This is a genomic window from Streptacidiphilus sp. MAP12-16 (assembly GCF_041262165.1).
GTDB lineage: Bacteria > Actinomycetota > Actinomycetes > Streptomycetales > Streptomycetaceae > Streptacidiphilus.
In genome coordinates this window covers 24,195-38,171 of the sequence record NZ_JBGCBY010000048.1, presented here as the reverse complement: position 1 = coordinate 38,171, position 13,977 = coordinate 24,195, and the positions used below count along the sequence as shown (strand labels likewise).

Sequence of the window (13,977 nt, the reverse complement as noted above, 5' to 3'; positions counted from 1 at the left end):
CCGCCCACCGACCACACCACCGCCTCCCGGCCCCATTCGCCCCCAACCCGCACCACACCGTCCGCACCGCCCACACTGCCCCCCCACAGCCCACCCCCAGCCCACCAGGCCGAGGATGTCGCGGGTGCCGTCGGCGGTGACAGCCAGGGCCACGTAGATCGGACGGTTCACCACCTGGCTGTCGCGGACCTTCACGTGCACGCAATCGATGAAGACCACCGGATAGACGACGTCCAGGGGGCGGTTCTGCCATTCGACCATGCCCGCCAGCACGCTGTCGGTGATCGTGGAGATGGTCTGCTTGGAGACCTCGGTGCCGTAGACCTCCCGCAGATGGGCGGAGATCTCCCCGTGGGTCAGGCCCTTCGCCGACAGGGACAGCACCATCTCGTCCACCCCGCTCAAGCGCCGCTGGCGCTTGCGCACCAACTGCGGCGCGAAGGTGCCCTCCCGGTCCCGGGGCACCGCGATCTCGACGAGTCCCACCTCGGTGGTCACCGTCTTGGACCGGTGGCCGTTGCGGTGGTTCGGCACCTGGTCGCCGGTGGTCACCTCGTGCCGGCCCCGGCCCAGGTGGTCAGTCAGCTCACATTCGAGCGCCGACTCCAGCACTCGCTTGGTGAGCTCGGCCAGCAGGCTGCCCTCACCGGTCAGTTTCATCCCGCCGGCCCTGGCCTGGGCCACCAGCTGGCCGACCAGGTCCCGCTCCAGCACCTCCAGCCCAGCGTCCCCAGCTCCAGGCAGGGCCGCCTCGCCGACCTCGGTCTCATTCGTCACGTTAGTCATCAACTAGCGCTTCCTGTCCGGGACTTCCCACCCTTCACCGTACAGACCCGCAGGACACGGCCTAGTCGTTCAGGTGGGCGAGGATCAGGTTGGGGTCCTTGGCGGTGACATAGGCGGCGCTCAGCACGTAGACGGTGTCGCCGCGCAGGGCGATGGACGTGGGGTTCTGCAGACCGTCGGCCGGGGTCAACACGATGGAGTGGCTGCCGTCGGGCTGGACGAGCGCGACCTCACTCGGGCCGTTGAGGGCGGCCAGCAGCTGGTCGCCGTGGCCGGTGAAGGCGAAGTCGTCGATCCCCGGCAGACCGATGGCCTCGGTCTGGACCTCGCCGGCGCGCCCGTCCCGGAGGATGGGGATGCGCAGGACGGTGCCCTTGTCGAGGTTGGTGGCCCAGACTGCGCCGTTGTGGATCTTCAGGCCGTTGGCACCCAGAAATCCGGTGGAGGCTAGTTCGGGGGCGGTGGACCAGGCGGTGGGGGTACCGCCGGTGGTGGGCACGCTCCAGATGGTGCCGAGCACGGAGTCGGTGACGTAGAGAGTGCGGGTGCGAGGGTCCAGCGCCAGGCCGTTGGGCAGGCCGTCCGCAGGCAGCGCGGCGATCCGCTGCGGTTCGCCGCCGGGGCGCAGGCGCCACACGCCAGTGAGGTCAGGGGTGCCGGTGGCGTAGAGGAAGTACAGGGTGCCGTCGTGGGCACGGACAATGCCGACGGTCAGCGGGAAGCCCAGGACCGGGGTGTGGATACCCCTGTCGGCGGGCAGGGGCAGGGTGGCCAGGATCCGGATGGTGCCCTTGGGGGAGACCTCGGCGATCTGGCGGCCCTCGGCGAAGGTGACGTACGCGGCGCCGCCCGGTGCCAGGGCGACGTTCTCCGGCGTCTGACCCTTGGTCAGGTCGAAGTGCACGGCGATCCGCGCGCTGCTCAGCGGGGCGGAGACGGCCGACGCCGACACCGGACTGAGCGCTGCGGCAGCGGCCGCGACAAGGACAGCCGCCGATACAGCGGATGTGGAGAGCTTATTGAACATGATTCCTTCACTGGTTTTCGGGCATGCGGCAGCAACGCGCCGACGCACGGGTTGGGACAGGTGGATTCTGCACGGGGCCGTGCGGCGCCGGGGCTGCTCGTGGCGGCGGCCGGTCGTCGGCCGTGCCCGGGTGGGCCTGGTCCTCGCAGGTGCTGGCCGAGCGCCCGGTGACATCGTGTGTGGTCAGCCAGTGCCAGCCCTGGGCCGCAGCTGTACCGGGTCGGTCGGGATGGTGTTCTGGGTGATGGCCTGGGCGAGCAGGGCCAGCGCGGCCCGCGAGGGCGAGCCCGCCTCCGTGGTGGCGACCACGAGGTTGGGACCCGGCCCGTGGCTCAGGGTCTGCTGAACCACGGTCAGCGGGCCGACCAGCGGGTGCCGCATCTCATAGGTGGCGACGGTGCACGCCTTGACCCGATGGTCAGCCCACATCGAGGCGAACTCAGGGCTGTTTGCGCTCAGTTCACCCAGCAGCGCGTGCAACGCCGTGTCCTGCGGATGCTGGGCCGCCACCAGGCGCAGGTTCCCCGCCACCGCCCTGGCCTTGCTCGGCCAGTCCGCGTACAGGTCGCGGGTATGACAGTCGAGGAACACCAGCCTGGCCATGTTGGGACGCTGTGCCGACAGGTCCGGCGCGCCACGGTCCAGGTGCCCGGCGAACAGCGCGTGGCCCAGCCGATTCCACGCCAGCACGTCACTGCGCCGGCCGAGCACGATCGCGGGAACGTCCACCAGCACGTCCAGCAACTGACCCGTCGCCTCCGTCACACGCTCCGGCGCAGGCCGCCGACCCCGAATGCGAGGCCTGTCCACCCGGGCCAGGTCATGCAGGTACCGCCGCTCGGAGCCGTCCAGCCGCAGAGCCGCTGCGATCGCGTCCAGCACCTCGGGCGACGCGCTCAGCGACTGCCCCTGCTCCAGCCGCGTGTAGTAAGAAGCGCTCACGCCCGCCAGCAGCGCCAACTCCTCGCGCCGAAGGCCCGGCACCCGCCGACGCTCCCCATAGGCGGGCACCCCGACATCCTCGGGACGCAGCTGGGAGCGCCGCGCCCGCAGAAAGTCCCCGAGCTGCGATTTTTCGGTCATGGATCGAGTATGGGCCGACCCGAAACGCGCAGCCTGCCCCAGCTGTGGATAGGCACCAGCGGGTCTGGCTCCCCGACCGGACTGGTGATGACGTGGGTGTCGCCGACACGGCACCACCCCGCACGCACCCAGGAGGACGCCTTGAGCGCCACCACCAGCGAACACGACCTCTTCGAGGCCCCGGACGCATCAGACTTCGCCTTCACCAGACGAGCATGGGTCGATGCCGCACCCGCCCGGGTCTATGACCTGGTCAGTAACGTGTCCGCGATCGGCCGCTGGAGCCCCAACGCGACCGACGTCACGTTCGACCAGGGCGCCGGGCCTCGGGTCGGCGCCTGGTTCAGCGGCCGCAATCAGAAGGACGGCAGGCAATGGACCACCCGCTCCCAAGTCGTACGAGCCGACCCCGGCGACGCCTTCACCTTCGTGGTCGGCGGCGCCGAAGACGGCATCGTGCAGTGGAGCTGGACCTTCCACCCCCAGGGACGCGGCACCGTAGTCGAGCAGTCCTGGCAACTCCTGCGCCTCGACCCGGTGCTGGGCACCACACGCGCCGACCTCGACGCACTCCGCGACTACATGACGAACAGCGTCGAAGCCACCCTGATCTCCCTCGCCCAATGGATCACCGAAGAGTGAAGTTCCTGGGTGTGGATTCGTCGACGGTGGCAGGCGAGCGACGCCCCCTGGACCCTCCATGGACGCGGTCAGCCTCGCCATCGCGCGGTAAGCCCGGCGACGCAGACGTCATCCCCGGGATACTGGTCGCCCATGGATGAGGTCAAAGTTGTCGTCGCCCATTCCGAGCGCGCGACCCTGCGCGTCGGCGATGTGTTCCTGAAGGTGGATGCCGATCAGGCGCGCATCGACGTCGAGGTCGAGGCAATGGCCCTGGCGCCGGTCCCGACCCCGGAGGTCCTGTGGCGCAAGCCGCCCGTGCTCGCGATCGCCGCGGTCCCGGGGACGGCACTCGGCCGCCTCGGCGAGCCGTCGACCGCGTCCCCGGCGGCGTGGGCCGCGGCGGGTGCCGCCATCCGGAAGTTGCACGACGCGCCGTTGCCGCCCTGGCCCGGCCGGGGAAGGGGCCTCGACGAGTTGGCGGCGGATCTCGACGGCGAGTGCGAGCGGCTCGTGACGAACGGCGTCCTGCCCGCCAGCCTGGTCACCCGCAACCGCCAGGTCGCCGAGGCCGCGCTCCGGCCATGGACTCCAAGGTTCACGCACGGCGACCTGCAGATCACTCACGTGTTCGTCGACGGTGACGAGATCACTGGCATCATCGATTGGTCCGAGGCGGGCCAGGGCGATGCCCTGTTCGACCTCGCCACCTTGACGCTCGGACACGAGGAGCACCTCGGTGACGTCGTCGCCGGCTATGGCACCGACGTCGACCTCGACGTGATCCGCGCGTGGTGGTCGTTGCGAAGCCTGCTTGTGGTTCGCTGGCTGGTCGAGCACGGCTTCGACCCGTTCACGGCGGGCTGTGAGGTCGACGTGCTGAGGTCCCGGATGTGAGGCTGTGCGGGCCCGCTGCTCAAGGACTCGTCCGGCGGTGACATCGGCGTCCACGCCAGCATCTCGGTCGCCCAAGCGCTGCTCGGAGCCGGCGCCATCGACGAAGTACGGCTCGTCGTCGCACCGGCGATCGCCGGTCATGGGCGACGGCTCTTGGACGGACTGCCGCCGATTCGCCTCGAACCGCTCCGTAGCGCGACATCGCCCAAGGGCTACCTGCTGGTTGTCCCGATTTGACCGATGAAGATCTTTGTTCTGTCGGCGTGCTCGGCCCAGACGGGCCGGTGACCGGGGTGGTGGGTGGCCTGCGGACAGCGGGCCGGAGTCACCATCCCGATCAGCCGACGGTCCGCGGTGGGGGTGCCCGCGAGTTTGAGGCAGGACGCCCGGGAAGGGTCGGTGAACCAGCGGTAGTTCGCCGGTCCGAGGAGTAGGACCTTGGCGCGTTTGATCAGGAGGTTGAGGACGTCGCGGTCGTTGTGCTGGGTTCTCGGGGCCGCGGCCGAGACTGCATCGAGCTGGGCGTCGATGCTGGCGAAGAACTCGGTGAGGCTGCGGGCGCCGGGACCGGCGGGCAGAACGCCCTGCCGGTAGTTCGGAACTCCTGACCACCAGTCGCCAGTTCCTGGACTGGACAATCTGCGCCCTACCTGCCGATGGTGGCGAGTTGGGCGACTGCGTCGGCGGGCAGCGCCAGGTCGGCGGCAGCGATGTTCTCGCGAAGGTGGGCGGGGGAGGATGTGCCGGGAATCAGGACGGTGGTGGCAGAGCGCTGGAGCAGCCAGGCCAGGGCGACCTGCTGTGGGGAGGCGCCGAGCTGGGTGGCGACGTCGGTGAGGATCCGGGATTGGAGCGGGTTGAAGCCGCCGAGGGGGAAGAACGGGGCGAAGGCGATGTTCTCGGTGGCGCAGCGGTCCACGAGTGCGTCGTCCTTGCGATTGACGAGGTTGTAGAGGTTCTGGACGGTGACGACCGGGGCGATGGTCTGTGCTTCGGTGAGCTGGGTGTCGGAGGCGCCGCTGAGCCCGAGATGGCGGATCAGGCCCTGTCGGCGCAGGTCGGCGAGAGTGCCGAACTGCTCGGCGATGGAGTCGTCGGATGCGCCCTCGAACGAGGCGATGCGCAGGTTGGCGACGTCCAGGGCGTCGAGGCCGAGGTGCTGAAGGTTCTCGTGGACCTGGGCTGTGAGGTCTGCGGGTTCCTGTGAGGGGATCCAGCCGCCGGTTTCGTCACGGCGGGCGCCGACCTTCGTGACGATGTGCAGGTCTACCGGGTAGGGGTGCAGGGCTTCCCTGATGAGCTCGTTGACGACGAAGGGTCCGTAGAAGTCGCTGGTGTCGATGTGGGTAATGCCCAGTTCGACGGCCTCGCGCAGCACGGTCAGGGCTTGGTCGCGGTCCTTGGGAGGCCCGAAGACACCGGGGCCGGCCAGTTGCATCGCGCCGAAGCCCATCCGGCTGAAGGTGAGGTTGTCGGCGAGGGTCAGGGTGCCGCCGGGAGCCGTGGTGGTCATGTCGTGCCTTTCGTTGTCTCGGCTGTTGCCGAGCCTGGAAATACTGCGAGTGCAGCGGTCCGATCGACGCTTCTGGGTCTGGGATCGAGTACGGATCTCAGTGTTGTCCGGCGAGGCGGGCCTGTGTGGCGGCGGCTTGGGGGCCGTCGGCGAACGCGGCGCCGTGGCCGGGCAGTAGCAGTGCCGTGGGCAGCTCGACAAGCCGGTCGAGGGAGGCGAGCGCTGCGGCGCTGTCGTGGGTGAAACCGCGGGAGACGAGGCACGGGCCGGTGTGCCCGATCAGGTCGTCGCGGGTAACCAGGGCGTCGCCGGTGAACAGCACGCCGAGCGCGGGGAAATGGTAGGCGACGCTGCCCTGGGTGTGTCCGGGCAATGCGATGGCCTGCGGTTGACCGGGAACCTCATCGAGGCGGTGGTCGCTGCGGAACGTGCGCACGCCGCGCACCGACTTGCCGCTGAAGCCTCCCATCCGGGCGATGTGCAGCGGGCCGCTGATCGCTGCGGGCCGGCGCAGCAGGTACGGCAACATGGAGCGTTCCGGCTTCGCGTGGCGCATGGCGCTGCGCGGCCCGTCGGCGAGGATCGCCGCGTCGGCCTGGTGGATCCAGATGTCGGCGCCGGCCTGCTGCACAGCGGCGACCAGTCCAGTGTGGTCCAGATGGCCGTGGGTGAGGAGCACCGCTCGGATGTCGCGCAACGACCTGCCGGAGCGGGTCAGGTGCTCCTGCAGTTGTCCTAGGTGGCCGGGGAGCCCGGCGTCGACCAGCAGCAGGCCGTCGGGATGGTCGACCAGGTAGAAGTTCACCATGTCGTCGCCGAGGCGCTCGACCGAGGGTGCGACCTGCTGGGCCCGATCGCGATCGGGCTGCGTGCGACGAGACATGGTTCCCTCATTGCTGCGTATCGATATTAGGTATAGTTCACTATACCCAATTTGCAAGGGACATCATTCATGCCATCGACGGGGAGCCGCAAGCGGTACGACTCGCCCAAGCGCACCGCCGCCGCGGGCCGCACCCGCGCAGCGGTGGTAGGCGCTTTTGGTGACATCCTGTTCGCCGACGGCTACCAGGCCACCACCATCCGGGCGGTCGCCGACCGCGCCGGGGTTTCGGCCGTAACCGTCTACAAGACGTTCGGCAGCAAGCAGGGCCTGATCAAGGCGCTGTGGGACATCACCCTGGCAGGCGATGACGAACCGGTGGCGATGGCCGACCGGGATCAGGCACGCGCGGTGTTCGCCGCCGATGAGCCCACGATGAAGGTGTGGCTGTACGCCGGAGCCGTCCGGGGCGTCCACGAACGGCTGGCGCCGCTGGCCGCACTGCTGGCTCAGGCCGGCCTGGAGGCGGCTGCGGTGCTGGCGACCGGTGAGCAGGAGCGGCGGGTCTCGGTCCGTACGTTCGTCGACCACCTCGCCGACTGCGGTGCGCTGCGGGGCGGCACCGATCCGGAGCATGCCACGGACGCCTGCTGGGCCCTCACCGGAACGCCGCTGTTCGCCAAGCTCACCGCCGAGGCCGGGTGGGACGGTGCTGGCTACCAGCAGTGGCTGGCCGAGATGCTCACCGCCACCCTGCTGTGAACCGGCCTCCCGGAGCGAACTCCAGACGGGCAAGGCCTGCTACGACGGCACCTATTTCGTGCCCGTCTACACGGTTATGACGCATAACGGCTGGACCCTGAACATCGCCTGATCCCGCATCGCGGGTAGGCCGACTGGGAAGATGAGGACGGTGGTCTGGCGGCGGGTACACGTCGCCGGACCACCTGCAGAGTAGGTCTTGGAGGTGGGCACGCTGGCACGTCGGTCAATTCGCGCTGGGGTGGTGACCCTTGCCGCATTCGCGGCCGTCGCCGCTACCGGCCTTTCGGCTTGGGCAATCGGCTACTTCGAAGATTCTCCCGACTCGGCGGTCACCGGTGAAGTGCTCGTGAGTACTGATGGCCGCACCTTGACAGCATCGGTGTTCTGGAACGGCTGCGAGGATCGACCTTCCCTGGTCGCCGACGAAACGTCCAGCACCGTGACCCTGCAGATCGAGAGGCACCGGCACGCTCCCGCCGGCGCGGTATGCGACCAGGGTCAGGCACAGCATCTCGCGGTGCCACTCAACCAGCCTCTGGGTAGCCGGCACCTGGGCAGCGCTGGCCAGGGGTCGGGCATCGGCACGTTCATGGCCGCGGACTTGCGGCAGCCCGGTTATCTCCCAGTCGGATACACCCCGACAGCGGACGTCGCCGCCAACGTCGACAGCCCCCCCGTGCACATTGACTACTCGGGACCGCACTTCGTCGTACCCCCGACGCCTTCGTGGGAGCGCGGCTATGCAACGAGCCGGTACGGAGCCCTGTTCATCACGCAGACGGTCGGCAACTCGGCACCGACGAGCGGGGCGTCCGTCAGCGTCAATGGCCACCCAGGACATTTCACTGTCCTCCCGCCGACGGGACAGCAAGTGGGCGAGACCCTCTCCTGGTTCGACGGCACCTACACGATGAAGATTCAGGAACAGGATCCCGGCCTCACGCAGGCAGACGTGCTGCGCGTGGCACAGAACCTGCACTGAACTGATCAACGCTACGCCCGCGCCCTCACGCGCTCCGGGCCGTGGGGGCGCAGACGTACGGACCCGAAAATGCGGAGCCCCGCCGCCAACGTCCGGACAGCCGGGCTGACGACGGCCTGTCGGTGTCGGGGTCCTGCACGGTCACCGCCGTGTCCTCCTTGTGACGTTGTCGGCCCCGGCGGCCGGTTCGGTGATCGGACAGGTCTCGCCAGCGATGGCCGCGAGCGGCCACGCGGCGCCGAAGGCCGCCGCGCCGGTTGCGCCGCTGGGCGCCCTGAGCATGAGTCCCCACCGAGCCCGGCAATGTACCGCCCCCGTGGTGCCGACCCTGTGTCGGCACCACCGCCGGGGTTGCTTTACTGCGGGAGGGGCAGGGTGGTTCCGCTGTGGTCAAAGCCCCCTGAGGAGGTCGGCTTCGGCGTCGTGGGCCAGGGGGGATGGCGTGGTGCGGGCGTCGAGGGCCAGGCGGATGGCGTGGTGGCGGTCGCGGGTGAGGCGGAGCCTGAGGCAGCACAGGATCCCGGGCAGGAGCCAGACAGCGGTGCCGATCGAGCTGAGGAAGCGGATGGTGTTCAGGGCGGTGGTGGTCGTGTGGGTGTCGCTGTATCCGGCTGCGGTCAGGGCGAGCGCGGCGAGCCACACGACCAGGGCTGCGGTGGCGGTCTGGGCGAAGGCCGCCAGTCCGTACAGGGTGCCCTCGCAGCGCCGTCCGGTGCGCAGTTCCTCCACGTCCGTGACGTCGGCGAGCAGGGACCAGCCGGTGACGGCGACTGCGGTGCTGCCCGCTGAGCTGGTGACGATCAGGGCCCAGAACAGGAGCGGGTCCCCGCGGTCGGGGAGCAGGAACAGGCTTTGGATGACTGCCCAGGTGATGGTGAACAGCAGGTAGGTGTGGGTTTTGCCGATGCGGTGGGAGAGGTGCTGGACCAGTGGGAGCCAGGCCAGGCCGCTGACGAACCAGGCGAGCATGGTCAGTGAGGCGGTGCTCTGGCTGTATCCCATGATGTGGGTGGCGTAGTAGACCGCCACGGCGCCGGTGACGCTGAGCGGGGCCCAGCCGAAGGTGAGCAGTCCCACCAGTCTGCGGACGGTGGGCGATTTGAGCAGGCTGAGGTAGGCGGCGGCCGACTCGGTGTCGGGTTCGGTGGCCTGTGCGGTGGGGTGGTGTCCTCGGGTGGTGGCCCAGGTGAGCAGGATGCCGGCGGAGGCGGCGGCGCCGCAGATCGCGGCGGCGGCTGACCAGCCTGCCCTTTCGCCCCCCATCGGGCCAGCGAGCAGTCCGGCGAGGACGAGCGGTCCTGCGGCGCCGAGCAAGGCGCCGAGCTGGGAGAACAGGGTGCGGATGGTGGCGAGCGTGGTGCGCTCTTCGTAGTCGGTGCTCAGTTCGGTGCCCAGGGCTCCGTAGGGGACGTAGAAGACGGTGAGGCTGGTGGACCAAGCCAGGACGACGGCGATGAAGTAGGCGGCGCGTGCGGTGCCGGTGAGGCCGAAGTCGGTGAACAGCAGCCAGGACGTGAGGGCGTAGGGCAGGACTGCGGCTAGGAGGAAGGGGTGTCGCTTGCCGTGCGGTGAGCGCAGACGGTCGGAGCGGCTGCCGACGTAGGGTTGGAGGACTGCGTTCCACAGGGTGCCGATGAGTGTGGCGGTGCCGCCCAGGGCGGGGCCCATGCCGACGATGTCGGTGGTGAAGTAGAGGAACAGGCTGGTGAAGGCCGTCCACATGACGGCGTTGGCCCATTCGCCTCCGCCGTAGCCCCAGCGTGTGGTCCGGGAAAGGGGTGTGACGGTGGGTACAGTGATCGTCTGGTGGATGGTCATGGCCGTGTCTCGATCACCGGCAGGGCCACGCTGGAGGGCGCGGCGGTGTCGTGGTGCAGGGTCTGATGGGCGCTCTGCCAGGTGGTTCCCGCGCTGTGGCCGGTGTTGAGGTTGCGGTCCCAGCGGTCGAAGGCGCTGCTGGATATTTCGACGCCGATGCGGTGGCCGGGAGCGAAGCGGTGTCCGGTGGCGCCGACCTGGACCTCGATCGTGTACAGGTGGCCTGGCTCGGCCTGTTGCGGTGCAAGAGCCGGGTAACGGTGCGACAGGCGCAGGATGCCCTCCTGGACGAGCTGGGTGCGGCCGTCGGTGGCGATGTCGACTAGGGCGACAGTGAAGTCCGTGTCAGGTGCGCTGGTGCGCACCGACAGGTGGGCGGTCACCTCGCCCAGGACCTCGATCGGCGCGGGTAGTGGGGCGGTGCGGTAGAGCAGGACGTCGGGGCGCCGGTGCAACGGGCGCCGGTCGTCCAGGTGCCGGGTGATCGCCCACAGGTCCTTGCCCTGCCAGGAGCGCACCGGGTCGGCGGGATCGTAGGTGAACTCGGCGGTGTCCTCTGCTGAGCCGGGCTCTGTGGAACTAAGGGTCCGGTCGGCGTGCAGGTACAGGCGGTGGGTGGCGGCCTCCGCGGGGGGCCAGGTGTCGCCATGGTGCCAGCGGTCGGCCCCGGTGATGTAGGCACACACGCGCGGCCCGGGTTCCTGACCGGCAAGGACGGCGTCGGTGAACTCCAGGACCCGGTCCCAGCTACGGGCTTGGTCGGGGATGGGGATCTTGCCCACGCGTCCGTCGAAGTCGCAGCTGGTCTCGTGGTCGGTGGGGCCAAGAACCAGGCGGTGACGGGAGTCCGGGCGGCGCTGGTCCAGGGAGGTCCAGGTCTGGAGGGTGGCGGGCAGCAGGTTGTCGTACCAGCCGCCCCACACCAATGCCGGAATGTCGATCTTGTCCAGCAGGTACCGGAAGTCCTTGTCCCGCCAGAGGGTGTCGCGCACGGCGGGATGGTCGGCCGCGTCGCGAAACGCGGGGCTGGGCAGCCCGGCGGCTTCGGCCATGTCGCGCACGGGCAGGTGTTCGCTGTCGAACCGGTACCAGTTCAGGTAGCCGCTGCCGGCCTGGTCGCAGGCCCACAGCGCGGTGCTGCCCAAACACAGCGCGCCGCCCTCGTACAGCATCGTGTACATGTCCAGGCCCATGTCCCCGGGGGCGATACAGACCAGCGCCGGGTGCTGGGAAGCCGCCGCCGCCCACTGGGTGAACGCGAAGTACGACTCACCGGTCATCGCGACCCGGCCCTCGCACCACAGCTGCCCGGCTACCCAGTCGATGGTGTCGAAACCGTCGTCGACCTCGTTGACGAAGGGGTCCCACTGGCCCTGCGAACCGAAGCGGCCCCGGACGTCCTGGATAACGCACGCGTAGCCCCGGCGGGCCCAGAAGCGGCCCACGGCCGGCAGGTAGGTGTAGGACTCGCGGACCCCATAGGGGGCCCGGATCAGGATCGCCGGGAACGGCCCGGCGGCAGGCGACCCGCCCGCGTCGGCGGGCAGGTAGACGTCGGTGAACAGCTCGATGCCGTCCCGCATGGCCACTCGAGCGTGCTGGGCCGCTACCTTGGGGAACCGCTCCGGTGTCATCGACGGCAGTTCCTTGCGCGGCAGCAGCACGTGCTTGTTCACAGCCATGGCCAGGCGGGTCACAGCCCATTTGGTGTCGGCGATCAGGTGCGGCATACCACGTCCTCGTCGGATCAACACAGCGCTGAAGGGCGAACATGTTGAACGGTAGAGACACGGCGCGTGACTACCATGGGAATAATTCGCGGGCCCTGACCAGGCCAGACGAAGGGCGGGACGTGGACGAGAACTCAGATCGCCGCCGGGGCAGGGGCCGGCCCCGCGAGGTGGTCCGCCGCCCCCCAGGCCAGGGCAGCCCGCTCGACCAGCGCCCCAAGGACTACCCCCCAACCACCCGGGCCATCCTCCAAGCCGCCCACCGGGTCCTCCTCAAACACGGCACCGCCGGCCTGACACTGGTGGCCGTCGCCCGCGAAGCCCACGTCGACGTGACCACCGTGTCCTACCACTTCGGCACCCGCAACGGCCTCATCGAAGCCCTGATGGACCTCCTGTACGCCGACCCCGTCGCCGACTTCGCCGACCAGGCCAGCGCACTCACCGCCCAGGACGACCGCTGGGCCGCCTACATCGCCACCGTCCGACGCATCTGCCAGGACCGCGAAGCCTCACGCGCCTACTTCGAGATCGCTGCCCTCGCCCTACGCGATGACGCCCTGCGCACCCGCCTGGCACGCCTCAACACCTGGACCATCACCGAATTCGCCCATGCCCTCAGCGGCACCACCACCCTCGATCCGCACACCCGCGCCCTGGGCGAACTCATCTTCGCCGCCGTGGACGGCATCGAGCTCCACCACGCCATCGCACCGGACGACTACCCCCTCGACCACGTCCTCTCTCTCCTCCACGACCTCGCCCGGCAAATTCCCTACCCGCCCAGCACCACCGACACCATCGCCAACGGCGAAGACGCCTAGAGTCGGCCGGGTTCGCCAAAGCGCCGCGGGCCCGCCAACTGTCACGGACAGGACTCGCCAACTGCGGTGAACGCAAACGCCGTGACCAGCTACGGCGCATCGGGCAAATCGCCAACCATCGCGAACGGTCACATGAAGACGGCGCGCTCAATTTGGACGCCAGCGGTGGAGGTCCACACGCTTTTCCCCCGCTCATACCCAAGAGGGCTGTAGTGCCGCTCGCTGCGGGTTCACACTGAGACCCACCGGAATTGCCGCCAGACCCCTTGGATCACATCTGCCACGGGAGGCGAGGGCCATGACCCTGCGCATCCGCAGCCTGCAGGGCTGCACGGTTGTCACCCTGCCCACCGAGGTCGACCTGGCCAACATCGATCACCTCAGATTCGGCGTGCGCAACCAGCTCTGGAACCGGCTGCCCGAACTGCCTGCGGTCGTCTTCGACCTCACCCACGCCTCCTTCATCGGCTGGGAGGCCAGCGCGCTGATCATCGAGACCTGGCACCGGGGGCGGCATGCCGGCGTGCCGATACGGGTGGCCGCCCCCACCCGGCTGCACCGACGGATACTCCAGCTCTCCGGCCTGGACCCGGCCGCCCTGTTCCGCGACATGCCCCAGGCCGTCAGCGGCATGCCCCTCCTGGACCAGGTCAGCTAGGAAGCACCACGGTCGCAGTCGCGGTCGCGGAACTCGTCTTGGGCCGCTCCTGCTCCCCCGGGTGCCCGGCTGGTCGCGGAGGTCACTGGTCGGGCTGGCTACGATCACCGTCACGGGAGCCGAGGAAGAGGACGCATGATCGAGGCGACGGACACGAGCGAGCCCACCGGGCTCAGCGCACGGCAGTGGGACGCGCTCGGACAGCTCCGACGCCTGGAGGACCAGGGCCTGACCGCCGCCCGGCAACCCGGCGGAATGCACCTGGCCACCCTGAAATCCCTGCAGGCACTCGGGCTGGTCGTCATCGCGGACCACCCCGGAAGAGACCGCAAGGGACGCCGCTGGCTGGCCCACTTCACCGAAGCCGGAAGGCTCGCCACCGGCAACACCCCGGCCCCTGCGCCATCCGCTCCGTAACGCCAGCTCACCGCGGCGGCTCGCTGAATCGCT

15 protein-coding genes and 1 pseudogene are annotated in these 13,977 nt (G+C 69.3%); 8 read left to right on the top strand and 8 right to left on the bottom strand.

Annotated features, from left to right (window positions below):
* Positions 1-89 precede the first annotated feature (89 nt).
* From ABIA33_RS36805 to ABIA33_RS36795, 3 genes and pseudogenes are all read right to left on the bottom strand, one after another.
* A pseudogene (locus tag ABIA33_RS36805) lies at positions 90-786 on the bottom strand (transposase); the annotation flags it as partial.
* A gap of 61 nt (positions 787-847) precedes the next feature.
* Positions 848-1,813 carry an SMP-30/gluconolactonase/LRE family protein gene (locus tag ABIA33_RS36800; RefSeq protein ID WP_370088332.1) on the bottom strand — a complete coding sequence of 322 codons (966 nt, stop codon included), beginning with the start codon at positions 1,811-1,813 and terminating at the stop codon, positions 848-850.
* A 183-nt stretch (positions 1,814-1,996) separates the two neighbouring features.
* The gene (locus ABIA33_RS36795) at positions 1,997-2,896 is read right to left on the bottom strand and encodes a helix-turn-helix domain-containing protein (RefSeq protein ID WP_370088330.1); all 900 of its coding nucleotides are present in this window, start codon (positions 2,894-2,896) and stop codon (positions 1,997-1,999) included.
* Between the two features lie 141 nt (positions 2,897-3,037).
* Here ABIA33_RS36795 and ABIA33_RS36790 point away from each other — a divergent pair, with 141 nt between their 5' ends.
* From ABIA33_RS36790 to ABIA33_RS36780, 3 genes are all read left to right on the top strand, one after another.
* Positions 3,038-3,538 (top strand): SRPBCC family protein, encoded by a 501-nt coding sequence (locus ABIA33_RS36790; RefSeq protein WP_370088328.1) that lies wholly within the window; start codon positions 3,038-3,040, stop codon positions 3,536-3,538.
* A gap of 132 nt (positions 3,539-3,670) precedes the next feature.
* On the top strand, positions 3,671-4,414 hold the full coding sequence (locus ABIA33_RS36785) for a phosphotransferase family protein (RefSeq protein ID WP_370088326.1): 744 nt from the start codon (positions 3,671-3,673) through the stop codon (positions 4,412-4,414).
* A gap of 15 nt (positions 4,415-4,429) precedes the next feature.
* Positions 4,430-4,651: a dihydrofolate reductase family protein gene (locus tag ABIA33_RS36780; RefSeq protein ID WP_370088342.1), complete on the top strand. Its 222-nt coding sequence runs from the start codon at positions 4,430-4,432 to the stop codon at positions 4,649-4,651.
* Here ABIA33_RS36780 and ABIA33_RS36775 read toward each other — a convergent pair.
* The 3 genes from ABIA33_RS36775 to ABIA33_RS36765 all read right to left on the bottom strand — a co-directional run bounded on the left by ABIA33_RS36775 (position 4,627) and on the right by ABIA33_RS36765 (position 6,810).
* Positions 4,627-5,052, bottom strand: a complete 426-nt coding sequence (locus ABIA33_RS36775; protein WP_370088324.1) for a hypothetical protein — start codon at positions 5,050-5,052, stop codon at positions 4,627-4,629. The genes ABIA33_RS36780 and ABIA33_RS36775 overlap by 25 nt on opposite strands.
* Before the next feature lie 8 nt (positions 5,053-5,060).
* Positions 5,061-5,927, bottom strand: a complete 867-nt coding sequence (locus ABIA33_RS36770) for an oxidoreductase (protein WP_370088322.1) — start codon at positions 5,925-5,927, stop codon at positions 5,061-5,063.
* 97 nt (positions 5,928-6,024) lie between these two features.
* Complete coding sequence (locus ABIA33_RS36765) at positions 6,025-6,810, bottom strand: MBL fold metallo-hydrolase (RefSeq protein WP_370088320.1); 786 nt, start codon at positions 6,808-6,810, stop codon at positions 6,025-6,027.
* Positions 6,811-6,879: 69 nt separating this feature from the next.
* Here ABIA33_RS36765 and ABIA33_RS36760 point away from each other — a divergent pair, with 69 nt between their 5' ends.
* Together ABIA33_RS36760 and ABIA33_RS36755 are read left to right on the top strand one after the other, a co-directional pair.
* Positions 6,880-7,512, top strand: a complete 633-nt coding sequence (locus tag ABIA33_RS36760) for a TetR/AcrR family transcriptional regulator (RefSeq protein WP_370088318.1) — start codon at positions 6,880-6,882, stop codon at positions 7,510-7,512.
* A 205-nt stretch (positions 7,513-7,717) separates the two neighbouring features.
* Entirely contained in the window at positions 7,718-8,497 is a 780-nt protein-coding gene (locus tag ABIA33_RS36755; RefSeq protein ID WP_370088316.1) for a hypothetical protein, read from the top strand.
* A 390-nt stretch (positions 8,498-8,887) separates the two neighbouring features.
* Here the strand turns inward: ABIA33_RS36755 and ABIA33_RS36750 are convergent, their stop codons facing one another.
* Positions 8,888-10,315 (bottom strand): MFS transporter, encoded by a 1,428-nt coding sequence (locus tag ABIA33_RS36750; RefSeq protein WP_370088314.1) that lies wholly within the window; start codon positions 10,313-10,315, stop codon positions 8,888-8,890.
* Positions 10,312-12,045 (bottom strand): CocE/NonD family hydrolase, encoded by a 1,734-nt coding sequence (locus tag ABIA33_RS36745; protein WP_370088312.1) that lies wholly within the window; start codon positions 12,043-12,045, stop codon positions 10,312-10,314. Before ABIA33_RS36745 ends, ABIA33_RS36750 begins: the two co-directional genes overlap by 4 nt.
* 122 nt (positions 12,046-12,167) lie before the next feature.
* Here ABIA33_RS36745 and ABIA33_RS36740 point away from each other — a divergent pair, with 122 nt between their 5' ends.
* From ABIA33_RS36740 to ABIA33_RS36730, 3 genes are all read left to right on the top strand, one after another.
* The gene (locus ABIA33_RS36740) at positions 12,168-12,869 is read left to right on the top strand and encodes a TetR/AcrR family transcriptional regulator (protein WP_370088310.1); all 702 of its coding nucleotides are present in this window, start codon (positions 12,168-12,170) and stop codon (positions 12,867-12,869) included.
* A gap of 298 nt (positions 12,870-13,167) precedes the next feature.
* Entirely contained in the window at positions 13,168-13,527 is a 360-nt protein-coding gene (locus tag ABIA33_RS36735; RefSeq protein WP_370088308.1) for an STAS domain-containing protein, read from the top strand.
* A 135-nt stretch (positions 13,528-13,662) separates the two neighbouring features.
* On the top strand, positions 13,663-13,944 hold the full coding sequence (locus ABIA33_RS36730; RefSeq protein WP_370088306.1) for a hypothetical protein: 282 nt from the start codon (positions 13,663-13,665) through the stop codon (positions 13,942-13,944).
* The last annotated feature ends 33 nt before the right edge of the window (positions 13,945-13,977 follow it).

What these genes read in the sequence shown, in the direction of transcription:
- ABIA33_RS36795 (WP_370088330.1), bottom strand. Translation starts at nt 2,896, where the DNA reads ATGACCGAAAAATCGCAGCTCGGGGACTTTCTGCGGGCGCGGCGCTCC.
- ABIA33_RS36730 (WP_370088306.1), top strand. Translation starts at nt 13,663, where the DNA reads ATGATCGAGGCGACGGACACGAGCGAGCCCACCGGGCTCAGCGCACGG.
- ABIA33_RS36785 (WP_370088326.1), top strand. Translation starts at nt 3,671, where the DNA reads ATGGATGAGGTCAAAGTTGTCGTCGCCCATTCCGAGCGCGCGACCCTG.
- ABIA33_RS36750 (WP_370088314.1), bottom strand. Translation starts at nt 10,315, where the DNA reads ATGACCATCCACCAGACGATCACTGTACCCACCGTCACACCCCTTTCC.
- ABIA33_RS36770 (WP_370088322.1), bottom strand. Translation starts at nt 5,927, where the DNA reads ATGACCACCACGGCTCCCGGCGGCACCCTGACCCTCGCCGACAACCTC.
- ABIA33_RS36745 (WP_370088312.1), bottom strand. Translation starts at nt 12,045, where the DNA reads ATGCCGCACCTGATCGCCGACACCAAATGGGCTGTGACCCGCCTGGCC.
- ABIA33_RS36760 (WP_370088318.1), top strand. Translation starts at nt 6,880, where the DNA reads ATGCCATCGACGGGGAGCCGCAAGCGGTACGACTCGCCCAAGCGCACC.
- ABIA33_RS36765 (WP_370088320.1), bottom strand. Translation starts at nt 6,810, where the DNA reads ATGTCTCGTCGCACGCAGCCCGATCGCGATCGGGCCCAGCAGGTCGCA.
- ABIA33_RS36735 (WP_370088308.1), top strand. Translation starts at nt 13,168, where the DNA reads ATGACCCTGCGCATCCGCAGCCTGCAGGGCTGCACGGTTGTCACCCTG.
- ABIA33_RS36800 (WP_370088332.1), bottom strand. Translation starts at nt 1,813, where the DNA reads ATGTTCAATAAGCTCTCCACATCCGCTGTATCGGCGGCTGTCCTTGTC.